Source organism: Mesorhizobium salmacidum (SeqCode) (genome assembly GCF_037179605.1).
GTDB lineage: Bacteria > Pseudomonadota > Alphaproteobacteria > Rhizobiales > Rhizobiaceae > Mesorhizobium > Mesorhizobium salmacidum.
Window position 1 is genome coordinate 27490 of record NZ_JAPYKS010000022.1, and the last position, 12502, is coordinate 39991.

The following is a 12502-nucleotide window of genomic DNA, read 5'->3' on the forward strand; positions in this document are numbered from 1 at the left end:
CCGAGGCGCCCTTGTTTAAGTCACTGAACAACATGCCCGATCTTTTCTGGCGCTCCTTCTGCTCAGTTGGCACAACTTTTGAATCTTCCTTGGGGGACAGGAGCTGCCGGGGGCGGGTGACAGTGTTCCGCGTATCTGCCAAGTACTAGTCAGAGGACACCCAATGGACGAGAGGAAGCCATCCGCTTCAAATGGCGAAACTCAGGCGCGTGACGCGCTGCTTTGGGAGAATGCATCGCGCAATGCGCTCAATCGGTTGGTACGCTGCCTGTTCGCCGAGCGCCTTCTTGAACCAGAGAGCTTATTTTGGGCCTGCGATAGCGAAGAAGCCTGGCTTCCCCTTTGGCAGTCGCGCCGAGTACTGCATTTCACCGAACTGCAGCGTGCACCTGCCGGAACATTGCAAAATCGTGGTCCGATTGAAATGCTGGACGGAACCGGCGGCCGACACCGGATCAATGATCCCTCCCGTCTCATAAGGCAGGTCGCGCCTGCCCTGGCGATTTCGCCTGCACCGGACTGCTTGGAGAACTTTTTGCGGGACGTCGAAAACAGCGTGCGCAATGACGTCCTGGCGCGTCGCCACCGGGAGCGCTGGAGCGCCGCGCTACGAGGGAAAGTAGCTAAAGCAGGCGCGTCAGGGTTCCTCGCTTATCTTGTTAAGAGCCTGCCGCCGCACCTGGCAGCCATGACTCTCGATCAGTGGGGTGCGTTGGAAGGTCACCCCTTTTATCCGACATGGAAGGCCAAGCCCGGCCTCTCGCCTAAGGACGTGAGTGCGTTATCGCCTGAGTTCGATGCTCGTGTGCCTGTGCGCATCACAGCGCTGCGCAAGGATTGGGCTTATGTGGAGAAGATGCCGCACGTCGGCAGCTATTCGGAGTGGTTTTCACAACACTTTCCAGACGTCTGGCGCGACTGGGTCAAAGGTTTGGGTAAACGTGGAGAATTGTCCGAGGAGTGGCTTCCTCTGCCTGTCCATAGCTGGCATCTTGAAAATTTCGTGCGCCGTGAATTCGCGTCCGAGATTGCTTCGGGTGTTTTCGATCCGGATGGCCCAGAGATCCCGACGCTGCCCTCGATGTCCTTCCGCACAATGCTGCCGGAATCGCAGGAACCGACGGCCTTCATCAAGCTGCCGGTGGCGATCCGGATGACCAGCGCAGAGCGTACTCTGGAAGCCATCGCGATTCGCATGGGGCCGCGCCGCAGCACCCTGATTGCCGATATCCTGTCACAAGAGAAGGATCTCCAGGAGACGCTGGAGATCCTTCCCGAAGAGCTGGGGGCAATCTTGCATCACCCCGAGACGGGCGACGAGCATCCGGGCCGCTTTCTTTCGGTGGTTTTTCGCAACGCGGATGGCCTTGCACGCAAAGACGGGCTTTTACCCGTTACTGTAGCTGCACTGTTGACGCCAAACCCGATCGATGGCCGCCCGCTCATTTGCGAACTGATTGCGAGGAACGGCGACGAAAGCAACGCTACGGTATCTGCGTTTTTTCATGCCTATGCAGGCACGGTCATCCGGCCGATACTCAGCATGTATCTGCTTTACGGAATTGGCCTTGAGGCGCATCAGCAAAACAGCATCATCTTGTTCGATGCAACCGGCCGCTCACAAAAACTATTGATCCGCGATTTAAGCTTCGACGGCAGTTATGCGCCCCTTTTCGAGGAACGTGGGTATCGTCTAAAGCCCTTCAGTTCTAAGGAGATTTTACCCAGAATACTCAACGAGAATATGAGTCCGGTTCGCTCATTTATCATCGATGCCTGCTTTATCTGCCATCTTCATGAGGTCGCACTGTGCCTTAACGAACAGTATAGCCCGACCGGGATGAGCCTCTGGCGGATCCTGCGGGAAGAAACGGAGGCAGCTTTTGACGCGCTCAGGCCGCGTATGTTCTCGGACGCATTCTGGCTGGAGGAACGCAAGGCTTTTCTGGAGAATCCCTGGCCGACTAAATCAGTGCTTCGGATGCTTTTGGAGCGCTGTCCAGAGAATGGTATCGAGCATGATCTTCCCAATCCGCTAACGGAAGTGGAATGAAAACGCCTCTGCCGCGCCTCGCGGATTCGGGCCTGTTTTGTTTTGCTATTGATCCGATACCCGAAACTGGACCGTTCAGAATTGAAGTTTTCCGCTGTAGTTTCCCGGTTGGGAGAAGAGCAGAGAGCGATGAAGACATCGTAGTTTTCGGACGCACAGAAGGCGTTCATTTTGAAGCAGGGAGCGGACGGCATTCCGGTGGCGGAGATCTGCCGCCGCGCGGGGGTCAGCCAGGCGACCCACTTCAACTGGAAAAGAAAGATGACGGGCTGCTGCCGATGGATAGGAAGCGACTGAAGCTTGAGGATGAGAACGGCAAGCTCAGGAAGCTGGTCGCCGACCTGTCGCTGGACAAGGAGATGCTGCAGGATGTGATCCGCCGAAAGCTGCGAGGCCTGGTCGCAAACGCGAGCTGGTCTCGGATGTCTGTACTGAGTGGAACGCGTGGACGTGTCAGGACGCTGCAACAAGTCTGTTCCATGTCGCCGCGAATAGGAACAGCCGCAGGCGACATGATCGCTGCGATTCTTATCGAGTGAAGCCCCGGTCATGCCGGCCCCGGTTTGCGCCGCAACCCTGGCGCCCGCCGCTTTCGCCTCGTCGGTTAGCTGTGAACTTTCCATAGGTTGTCGATTCGGGGCCTGACCGAGGAGACGGGAGTTGCCACGCTTCAGATTCGCCGGAGGGTCAGAATGAACATCCAAGAATGCCCGCTTGACACCGCAGCGTCGATAGAAAATGGGTAAGACCGTATGTCCGCCTCTGTCGGTGAGGTGGCTCGCCCTACACTGCGCGTCCGAGGGTTGCTCGGGCGGGCCGAGCCGATCCTCACCACAGGAGGACGAGCCGTGGCAGATTATAGGGAAGCATTTGTCGGAATCGATGTCGCGAAGCTGAAGAACGCCATCGCGGTTGCGGATGTCGGCCGGCAAGGAGAGGTTCGCTTCTTCGGCGAGGTTGATGCATCGGACGTGAGTATGCGCCGTGTTGTCCAGCGGATCGCCGCCAAGTTTGATCGGGTGTATTTCTGCTACGAGGCCGGCCCGACCGGCTATGGTCTCTATCGGCTGATCCGATCGCTCGGCCATGAATGCATGGTGGTCGCCCCATCGCTGATCCCAAGGAAGGCCGGCGACCGAGTGAAGACAAACCGCCGGGATGCTCTTTCCCTGGCCAGACTGCTGCGCGCCGGCGAACTGACGGCGGTGTGGGTACCCGATGAAAGTCACGAGGCCATGCGGGATCTTGTCCGCGCCCGGGCAGCTGCAGTCGAGACGCTGCGCGTTCACCGGCAGCACGTGAGCGCCTTCATGCTCAAGCACGGCCGTATCTATCCGCGCAAGAAGGGCTGGACGATGCGCTATCTGCGCTGGCTGCAGGAGCAGCCGTTCGATGCGGTGCAATGAAGAGCGCCTCAGATGCGGGATCGTGGGCTGCAACGCGTAGAGGCGATCATCGAGCGGCGATAGCGTGTGCCGACGGAAAGCGACGATGACAACCTCGTCCCTAGCTAGATAGACAGAACCGTCGATCTCGGCTCGCTGGGGCCGGTGGGCAGATCGGTGGTCGAACTCCGCTTGTTCCATATCGCGAACGTCTTAGGCCTGAGAAAACTCATGGTGATTTAATCGCAAGTCCAGCGCGCTGCAGTCAGCCAATCGAGTCATAGGCCTCGGCTATCTTCTCTCCGAAGGCCGAAAGTGCATCAAGGCATAAGGCGTCGGCGCAACAGTGCCGACGACAGGAAGAACGGCAACACAGTGTAGATGCACAGCGCGCCGATATGCAGGCCGACGCTGACGGCCGGGCGGCCAAGCATGGCCGGGCGAATAAGCTCGATCGAATGCGCAAGCGGCAGGAAGCCGGCTACCTGCTGAAAAACCCCAGGCATTCGGCTCACCGGGAAGACAGCGCCGGATGTGAAAAGCATGGGTGTGATGACCAGCGTCTGGTAAAAAACGAGGTAGTCGTAACTGGGCGCAAGCGCCGTCACGACCAACGCCAGGCTCGCGAAAGCCAAACCAGTAAGGGCAAGGGCAGGCAGCGCGTAAAGAGCGGATGGCCATGCTACATAGCCCAGCACAGTGGCGACAACCATGATTCCCGTACCGGCCATCAGAGCCTTCGTGGCTGCCCAGGCCAATTCACCCAGCACGATGTCGCCGAGCGTGAGCTGTGTGTACAGCATTCCTTCCCAGGTCCGCTGCATGCGACCGAAAGCTGCATAGATCGTTTCGAACGTGGAGCCGGTCATCGCGCTCACAGCGACCATGCCGGCTGTCAAAAAAGCAATGTACGACGTGCCCTCAACTTGACCCACCAAAATTCCGAGCCCAAAGCCGAGCCCGAACATGGAGATCATGGGATCGGCCACGTTCCCGATAAGCGAAGCAAGCGCGACTTTTTTCCAAGCAAGGTAGTTGCGGCGCCATACAGAGACCCAATTCCAGGCGTTCGACGGCAGAGCCGCCGCATAACGGTCACCTATCATCATTTCTCCATCTCGCGCCCGGTCAGCCGCAAAAAAACATCCTCCAGATTCGGTGGCCGCTGCAGGAGACGCAGACCCGCGCGCCCGTGCAGCTGCACACGGACCTGCTCCGGATCGGGCGCATAGCAAAACAGCGTCTCGCCGCTCACCTCGCTGCGCTCGACGTATGGCTTGACTATCGCGCTCAGCTCATGCGGGTTGCCCCCGTATATCTCAAGCACCTGGCACCCGATCTGGTCTTCGATGAGCGTGTGTGGGCGCCCTTCGGCGATGATGCGCCCTCTCTCGAGGACGCACAGGCGGTTGCACAAGCGCTCGGCCTCTTCCATGAAATGGGTGGTCAAAATGATCGTCTTGCCCTGCGCCAGGAGCTTGCGCAGCCTCTCCCATATCAGGTGGCGCGCGTGCGGATCCAGGCCAGTGGTGGGCTCGTCCATGACAAGCACCTGTGGGTCGTTGATTAGCGCTCGCGCGAGCGTCAGGCGCCGCTTCATGCCACCGGAAAGTGCGCTGACGCGGGCATCGGCCTTGCTCTCGAGGCGAGCGAACTCAAGCAGTGACGGTATCACCGCTTTGACCGCGCGCGTGCTCATGCCGAAATAGCGCCCGAAAACCAGCAGGTTCTCACGTACAGTGAAGTCAACGTCAAGATTATCGAACTGTGGGACGACCCCGATGCGCCCGCGTGCCAGGCGAGCGCGTGCTGGTATTGGCATATCCAGCACTGTGATCTTACCCGCGTCAGGGGGTGTCATGCCGAGAAGCAAACGGGTAATCGTGCTTTTGCCGGCGCCGTTCGGGCCCAGCAGGCCGAAGCATTCTCCCGCCGCGACAGTGAACGACAGCCCGTCCACAACCAACTTGTTGCCATATGACTTGCTCACGCCGTCCAGGTCGATAGCTAGCCTAGACATGCGTTCGTCTCCCCTTGCAGAACTCCGCCGACCAGCACCAGGTCGCTTGGAGAAAATTGCGAAGACTCGAGCGGAGAGAGGAGGGGCACGTCGCTGATGCTCGGCGAATTGGCCTCACCGTGCCAGCACTCGCTCACGCGCTTATCGCCAGCCCTTGCATGCTGACCGTCTCCCGCGACGGCAGTCCCACTCGTGTCCAGATACCCGGCAATCTGAGTGGGCAGACGTTCGTCTTGCTTCTCCTGTTCCAAGTGACGGAAGAGGCTTCCGTCCTCGGCATGGGCAATCGCCCCATCACGCGTCAGCTTTTTGCCATGCATGCGTATTGTGCCTCCATTCTAACGCCCGCAGGCTATTCAGCTTTCGCAGAGACGTCGGTCCTGTTATCACTAGGATGCCGCTTGACCTCTTGTGTATTGGGTCGTGAACCGCTCGTGGAGCTCTGCTCCTTTCTCCACACCAGACAAAGCATCGCTAAGAAGTACCCGACCTGAGTGAGAAACGCGCAGAGAGCCGACTGACCGAACGAACCGGTCAAGTAATAGGTCGCCGCGGCGAAGGCCGCTGATGCGCCGATCACGTGTATCAAGAAATATGATGCTTCCATTCGGCTCTCCTAGTCTCCCGCTTTCGTCGGCCGGAATTCGATCCACCCCGAATCGAAGCCGAAACCGGAGCACGCTGTCTTTGTTGACGATTCACATCTGCACCTGCTGACGGTCGGCCTGGTCTTATGGAGCATGCTGTTGCGGTGTCGGCGCCGGTGGCGTGCCTTAGCACCGACGAGTGGCATCGCGCGCTGACCGCCAAATGCCGACCGACGCGAGCATAGTCGCCAGCTTTCGGATAGCCGCGCGCATATCGGCCTTGACCGCAGCGGCCGTATAGAATTTCCGCAGCGACAATCAGATCGACGACCCCCGGATCGAGAACATTTCAACCCATCCGAGCCTGAGGCAGACGTGTTGCGGCTCGTTCATCGGGTCCGCCGTCGAACTTGTGCTCGCCGCACGGCGGCGACGACCGCGAGCCTGCGGTAGTGGGGCGAACGTTCCGTCAAATGCCCCGGCCGGGCATCCGATTTGGCGCGCGTTCGTAACAGGCCACTCGGAATGCGACAGCTCGGCGCTTGCGCGTGAGCCTCGCGCCCCAACGGCTTGCTGTCCAGTCGCCATGAATCGGCCGTAGCCAATTCTAAATCCGACCAGCGGCGACTGTCGTCCTCTGACAAGACGTGTGCCCAATATCAGATAGGCAATCACTCTTGGCTGCCGATGCCGGATGACATCACCGTCGAGAACTCCCTCAAAAGAGTGGGCCTGTGCGATGGCGCCGCATTGTCCGGCAATTCCGTGGCTCTCGAACCGACATCGGGGTTTCCAATCGGGCCGCCTTTGCCACCGCCGCTTGCAACCGTGGCAGCAGAGTCTCGCGACAACCAATCGCTGTTGCTCAAGGTGCAAAGCGCATACGCCTTCAACGGAAGCAGAAGAAAGAGATTGATTGGAGTATGTAGACAAAACCCCAGAAACCTCAGTTCGCGAGCACGAAACGCTGCCACACAGCAGCGGATCAGGGTCATGGCCGCAATCATGATTCCTGTCCACCAAGGCACCGAGCCAGTCAGCGCCAGGTGCGCAATCCCAGTTGACACCGAGACGGCGAGGAGCAGCGGCCCGACATTTTGTCCGACCACGTCCAACGTCAGATAGCGATCGAGGCTCGGAAGGAGTCGCAGCGATAGCAAAGTGTCTCTGAAGGTGCTCCGTGCCCATCGCAGTTGCTGGCGCAGATATGGCCGCAGCTTATCCGGCACGACCGTTGCCGCAATCGCGTCCGGAATGTACTCGGTTCGCAGGCCTGCTTTCAGCATGAGGATCGTGAGATGCCGATCCTCGCCGAAGTCGCTTAGCTTCCCACGAAACAGCTGCGTTTCGTACTGATCAAGTACCATGAGAAGCGCCGACCGGCGGTACATGGCACATGGGCCACAGCAGCACATGACCGCACCGAAACGAGCCTGTGCCGCGCGCTCCTCGTTGCAAGCGAGCCAGTACTCCATGTCGATCAACCGGGTTAGCCAATTCTCGTTCCGGTTGCTGGCTATCAACTGACCCATGGCCGCGCCGATCTGTGGATCCCTCATTTTCAGCGCAAGCTTCGTCACGACATCAGAAGCCAGCGTCGTGTCGGAGTCGACGTTGAGCACCAAATCTCCGGATGAGCGGCGTATGGCGGCGATCTGCGCCTTGCGCTTTCCAACATTCTGCGGCAGCAGAATGAAGTTGAACCTCCGGTCGACCGCGTAGAGATCGTGAACAGGTCGCAGGGCAAGGCGATTTGCAGAGCCGTCATCGACGACATAGACCCGTAGTTTTCCGGCGTAATCTTGCTCCGCAATTGAGGCTAGGCAGGCCGACAGCGTGTCCGGGTCCTCATTGTAGCAGGGAATAATGACATCCACACTTGGCAGAAGCTGGGGGCGGGCTTCGCCATCCGAGGGCGACGAAAGGTCTGCCGGCGAAGCATAAACCGTCTGCATGCTTTTATAGGCAGCCGAGAGCAGTGCGTAGGTTGAGACAGCACCAGTGCTGATGGCGTTAAGCAGGTTCATGGGATTCCACTTCGTTCAGTTGTGTCGGGAGGGAGCGGATTGCAAATCCCCGCTCGTGCAGCTCTGGAATGAGACGAGACAGAGCCGTAAGCGTCTGGTCCCGCAGACCGGCCTGAGTGTCCGGCCTGAACTCGTTAGGAGGGGAGCCATCGTGCAAAAGCACCATTGCGCCTGGGCGCACAGAGGCAACGACTGTGTCGACAATCGCGTCGACCCCGGGACGAGACCAGTCGTGAGGGTCGATCGACCAGTGGACCGGGATGAGACCGGCGCGCCCACAATGCGTGAGGACTTGTTCGGTCCAGTTGCCATACGGCGCGCGCATATGCGCCACCGAGGCTTGGGAACAGGCAATCCGAATGACCCTGTTTGCCTCGAGTATTTCATAGTGGATCTGGGCAGGCCGGCATCCGGACAGGTCCGGATGCGTCATCGTGTGGTTGCCGACCCGGTGCCCTTCTGCAATCATTCGTTGGATGAGTTTGGGATGGTCTGCCGCATACGCCCCGATGACGAAGAAAGTTGCCGACACCTCGTTTTCCGCCAACAAATCGAGGACGTCCGGTGTGCAAACCGGGTTAGGACCGTCGTCAAACGTCAAGTAAACTGTACGCCGGCCAGTGCCGTTGGCGCATTCATCATGGACTTCGGATATGCAGTTGGGGGCTCTCATAGCTCTGGCCCGTTCCGATCGATAATCGTCCCGGCCGGCCATTCGGACATCGGCTGTGCAATCGGGAGAACAATGAGGACGACGTCCTCCGTGCGGGTTGGCGGTTTGTCCAGACGCGCACATGGAAGGGTCGATCGCACCCGGATCCCGGACATGATCGTCGCCAAAGCATTTCGGCTGAACCTTGCAACATGGTGCTGCAACGCGGGTCGCACCGCCCCGAAGGCGAATGGAACTTTGAGCTCCTGCAGTACCGGATACATCACCCGCACTGAATGGGCCATCCAGAGTCCCTCTAGATCCGGACGTACTCCCCGGAGACCAAGCTCACCCACCAGCAGATCGACGGTGCCAATGCGGATGAAGCGGCGCAGCAGCCCAATGTGAGCCGCCACGCCCATGGAGTCATAGCCGACTGCACGCAGCTCAGGCCTCGCCCCGCCCCAACTTTGGCTGCCTTCGAATGATTTCGCGTTGAAGCTCCCGGTCTGCCCATAGATCTTGCGAAAGAACGCGGCGAGTTCCACATGCTCATCAAGTTCAAGCTCACTTTCCCAGCACAGTCTCCAGCGGAGGTGAGAGCGCGTAGAGCAACTCTCTACTTCTCTCTGTTTTGTAGAGTCACGCATCACGTGATCCGACCCTAAAACATTCGAAAGCCATACCCAAAAGCTCGGGAGGGTGGATGTATAAGTCTGGTCGGTTCGGCCATGCGCGGTGTATATTGAAGAGCATAGCAGCCGGACATAAAGGTCGGTTGATGCTATCCTCGCAACCAGAACTGTTCCCCTGGGAGTTCACGGCGTAAACAACACTCTCTATCAGGTCTCTAACTCTGGGCTCGGGGTTTTAATGCAGCATTTGCTAAAATTGGGGAAATTTATTGTTTTGATGGATGTCATCCAGGTCATGGATGGCAGCGATGCGGGTGCCAAGCGACATCGCGCGTCACGACCAGAAGTGCCGACCGCAAGATACATGCCAATCCGTTCAACCGCAGGAATGGCATCGTTTGCTGGTATTTCGGCCATCATCGATCAGCCGTTTTGTGCGGATTTCCGCACTTGCCAGCGGCATTCCGCACAGTCGTCGTCGTTGGTGGGTTAGAAGCTAAACGCGCTGCCGCCCTGCACCCAAAGAATCCCGGCGTGCATGGCGCGCGAATTCCGAGACTCATTGCAAGCACGACACTTAGAGTTGCGGGTGTTTGGCTCCACCATGCTCGGGCGCAGCCATGTCACTGCATCGGAACAGGAAACCCTGCCCGCAACAGAGTCCAATCGTGGCGCTATGCGTCAGCCTCTGCTGGCGGGAAGCGCGCCGTTGAGCGCGGCGACGGTATCGGAGGGCCAAAGCGCTGGGAGCACCAGGAAAATCCCAAATCGCTGCTAACAGCCCTGCAGGTTCGCCGAGCTTTCTCCTCAACAACGGTATCCAAGTGGTGGACGCGAAGACGTGCGCGACCAGGTTGTGCAATCGTCAACGGTGTGGAAGTACGCCTCCGAGGAGGCTCTTGGCAGTCGCGTGGGCCGAACCGAAGTGACCGCAACGGTGCCAATGTGTTTCTGCGAACGGCGCCTTGAAGCTGGCAAAGGGCGAGCTCGGCAAAAAAGTCCAGATGACCGCGAAACTCAGCTGCGTGGTGTTGCAACACACCCGTGCCGCCTTGTTGTAACCTCGGTTGGGGTGGCGCAAGGTGGCACGATCGAGGAGGTCGCGCTCGCCGCCTAGAAGGCGATGCTTATCCGACGAATTCGAGTCGCTGGTGTTGAGCAACTCACCGTTGCTCAACACGTTCCGATTCCCGTCCAGCACTCTTGCAGGTAACGCGCGCCTGTCTTCGCCTTCGCAGGACCACAAGTCGCCCAAAGGCCGGAGTGGGACGGTACATTGCATATCGGTTCGGTCGATGACTGCTGACTACAGCAATCGATCTGGAGCAGGGCGCGATCCTCGCTGCAAGCTAATTGCGAGCTTATGGGCGTGCAATCAGACTGGGCAGCCTAACAGCAAGGTTTGTAAGGACCGGCGTGCGCGCCCGGTCTCAACCGCTCGGGGCGCTAGGCTGCGGGTGACGTTCCGTAACGCTGGTAAATGGCTTGAATTCCATCGAGGACCTCGCGTGAAAGCTTGACGTCCACACTGGCGAGGTTGTGTTTCAGTTGCAGCACGGAGGTAGCGCCAACGAGGGTACATGCGACGAATGGCCGGTTGGTGACGAATGCCAACGCGCCATGCACGGGGTCAATGCCATGTTCTCGAAAAAGCGTGGTGTAGGCGAGGGCGGCCTGCTCTGCCCTTTCGTTGCTGTAGCGAAAGAACCGTTTGAACAAGTCCAGCCGAGAGCCTGCTGGCCGCTGCCCTCCCATATACTTGCCAGTCAACGTACCCATGGCCAGCGGCGAATAGGCTAGGAGGCCGACCCGCTCGCGCTGAGCCATTTCGGCCAGGCCGTTCTCGAAGTCGACGTTGAGCAGATTGTACGGATTTTGGATGCTTATCACCCGGGCCAAACCGTGTAGTTCCGCTTGATGTAGGAATCGCGCAAGGCCCCAAGGCGTTTCGTTGCACAGTCCAATGTGGCGAACGCGACCGCTTTTGACGAGCGCGTCCAACGCTTCCAGCGTCTCCCGGATCGGCACCGTATCCTCGTCGAGTTCGTACTGGTAGTCTAACGATTGAAAGACATTGGTGCTTCGGTCGGGCCAGTGCAGTTGGTACAGATCAATATAGTCCGTCTGAAGCCTTTGAAGGCTGGCGTCTAAGGCCTCAAACAGATTGGCGCGCGTGTAGCTGACGCGACCCTCGCGCACATAGGGCAGGTTCGCCTTGCCTGCTCGAACGGGCCCGACGGCTTTGGTCGCGAGCACAATGTCTTCCCTGCGGCCGGTGTTGTTGCTCAGCCAGCTGCCTATATACGCTTCCGAAAGTCCATGTGTCTCCGCGCGCGGTGGCACAGGGTACATTTCGGCAGTATCGACCAGGTTTATGCCGGCCTCCAGAGCCGCGTCCAATTGCGCGTGCGCCTCGGCTTCCGTGTTCTGCTCTCCCCAGCTCATAGTGCCCAGGCCGAGAGCGCTGACTTTCAGGCCGCTCGATCCAAGTTCACGATACTGCATCGGTGTCTCCTTCTTCTCGTATTGCTCGTAAGTGCATCAAGGTATGAGGCGTCGGCGCAGCAGTGCTGACACAGCAACGGCAACACCGGAGGCGGCCAAACATCGCCGGACACCGAATTAGGCTCGATCGAATGTGCAAGCGGCAAGAAGACCGTAAAGATCTGAGCAGCTTAGCAGCAGCTTTATCGGTTGAGCCCGTGCGGCAGCTTTGCCGAATTAGCACGGCCGCAACGGAACACACAGGCTCGATTGGTGCTCTGGCAGACGACTAAAGGTCGTTCCTCTCGAGCCATCGTTTAGACGATCATCCTCAGGGGTTTCAAAATTTAGCTTAGCTTCAACTCCCTTACTGCAGCATTCTCTAAAATTGGCAAAATCGATTGTTTTGATGGCGGCTATCCAGGACATGGATAGTGAGGCGCCTTGCCTGAGCAGCATTAAGCGTCACCACACGCCTTTCGTTCGTTCCGGGTCTGCTGAGTAATGGACGTTGCGGCTATTACACAGGGTATGAAGGAACATCGCGATGAGCCCCAACATGGGCCAGCAGCGATGTATGAGCCCGCGTTCTGCCGAAACCGCGATACCGTCACGCCGGCTAGCCCGCGGCACCAACGGCATGCGCATATCGAAGGATC

At 58.7% G+C, this 12502-nt stretch carries 9 protein-coding genes and 3 pseudogenes; 4 read left to right on the top strand and 8 right to left on the bottom strand.

Features of this window, described 5'->3' with window-relative positions; genetic code table 11:
* The first annotated feature begins 163 nt into the window (after positions 1-163).
* From O7A60_RS25165 to O7A60_RS25175, 3 genes and pseudogenes are all read left to right on the top strand, one after another.
* Positions 164-2053, top strand: a complete 1890-nt coding sequence (locus tag O7A60_RS25165) for an IucA/IucC family protein (protein ID WP_337108476.1) — start codon at positions 164-166, stop codon at positions 2051-2053.
* 168 nt (positions 2054-2221) lie between these two features.
* Positions 2222-2475, top strand: a pseudogene (locus O7A60_RS25170) (transposase); the annotation flags it as partial.
* A 426-nt stretch (positions 2476-2901) separates the two neighbouring features.
* Positions 2902-3447: pseudogene (locus tag O7A60_RS25175) on the top strand (IS110 family transposase); the annotation flags it as partial.
* Here the strand turns inward: O7A60_RS25175 and O7A60_RS25180 are convergent.
* From O7A60_RS25180 to O7A60_RS25210, 7 genes and pseudogenes are all read right to left on the bottom strand, one after another.
* Positions 3448-3662, bottom strand: a pseudogene (locus O7A60_RS25180) (IS481 family transposase); the annotation flags it as partial.
* Between the two features lie 96 nt (positions 3663-3758).
* Positions 3759-4544 (bottom strand): ABC transporter permease, encoded by a 786-nt coding sequence (locus O7A60_RS25185; RefSeq protein ID WP_337108477.1) that lies wholly within the window; start codon positions 4542-4544, stop codon positions 3759-3761.
* Positions 4544-5458, bottom strand: coding sequence for a nodulation factor ABC transporter ATP-binding protein NodI (nodI, locus tag O7A60_RS25190; protein ID WP_337108478.1), 915 nt, complete (start codon positions 5456-5458; stop codon positions 4544-4546). The genes O7A60_RS25185 and nodI overlap by 1 nt, the downstream gene beginning before the upstream one ends.
* Positions 5446-5778 (bottom strand): hypothetical protein, encoded by a 333-nt coding sequence (locus O7A60_RS25195; protein WP_337108479.1) that lies wholly within the window; start codon positions 5776-5778, stop codon positions 5446-5448. The genes nodI and O7A60_RS25195 overlap by 13 nt, the downstream gene beginning before the upstream one ends.
* Before the next feature lie 938 nt (positions 5779-6716).
* The gene (nodC, locus tag O7A60_RS25200; RefSeq protein ID WP_337108480.1) at positions 6717-8072 is read right to left on the bottom strand and encodes a chitooligosaccharide synthase NodC; all 1356 of its coding nucleotides are present in this window, start codon (positions 8070-8072) and stop codon (positions 6717-6719) included.
* Entirely contained in the window at positions 8059-8745 is a 687-nt protein-coding gene (gene nodB / locus O7A60_RS25205) for a chitooligosaccharide deacetylase NodB (protein ID WP_337108481.1), read from the bottom strand. Before nodB ends, nodC begins: the two co-directional genes overlap by 14 nt.
* Entirely contained in the window at positions 8742-9374 is a 633-nt protein-coding gene (locus O7A60_RS25210) for a NodA family N-acyltransferase (protein WP_337108482.1), read from the bottom strand. Before O7A60_RS25210 ends, nodB begins: the two co-directional genes overlap by 4 nt.
* A gap of 223 nt (positions 9375-9597) precedes the next feature.
* Between O7A60_RS25210 and O7A60_RS25215 the strand changes: the two genes are divergently transcribed.
* On the top strand, positions 9598-9852 hold the full coding sequence (locus tag O7A60_RS25215) for a hypothetical protein (protein WP_337108483.1): 255 nt from the start codon (positions 9598-9600) through the stop codon (positions 9850-9852).
* 953 nt (positions 9853-10805) lie between these two features.
* Here the strand turns inward: O7A60_RS25215 and O7A60_RS25220 are convergent.
* Positions 10806-11864 (bottom strand): NADP(H)-dependent aldo-keto reductase, encoded by a 1059-nt coding sequence (locus O7A60_RS25220; protein WP_337108484.1) that lies wholly within the window; start codon positions 11862-11864, stop codon positions 10806-10808.
* Positions 11865-12502: the final 638 nt, after the last annotated feature.

Bases quoted from the DNA above. Each gene is read 5' to 3' on its own strand.
- O7A60_RS25185 (WP_337108477.1), bottom strand. From the start codon at position 4,544: ATGATAGGTGACCGTTATGCGGCGGCTCTGCCGTCGAACGCCTGGAAT.
- nodI (WP_337108478.1), bottom strand. From the start codon at position 5,458: ATGTCTAGGCTAGCTATCGACCTGGACGGCGTGAGCAAGTCATATGGC.
- O7A60_RS25220 (WP_337108484.1), bottom strand. From the start codon at position 11,864: ATGCAGTATCGTGAACTTGGATCGAGCGGCCTGAAAGTCAGCGCTCTC.
- O7A60_RS25165 (WP_337108476.1), top strand. From the start codon at position 164: ATGGACGAGAGGAAGCCATCCGCTTCAAATGGCGAAACTCAGGCGCGT.
- nodB (WP_337108481.1), bottom strand. From the start codon at position 8,745: ATGAGAGCCCCCAACTGCATATCCGAAGTCCATGATGAATGCGCCAAC.
- nodC (WP_337108480.1), bottom strand. From the start codon at position 8,072: ATGAACCTGCTTAACGCCATCAGCACTGGTGCTGTCTCAACCTACGCA.
- O7A60_RS25210 (WP_337108482.1), bottom strand. From the start codon at position 9,374: ATGCGTGACTCTACAAAACAGAGAGAAGTAGAGAGTTGCTCTACGCGC.
- O7A60_RS25195 (WP_337108479.1), bottom strand. From the start codon at position 5,778: ATGCATGGCAAAAAGCTGACGCGTGATGGGGCGATTGCCCATGCCGAG.
- O7A60_RS25215 (WP_337108483.1), top strand. From the start codon at position 9,598: ATGCAGCATTTGCTAAAATTGGGGAAATTTATTGTTTTGATGGATGTC.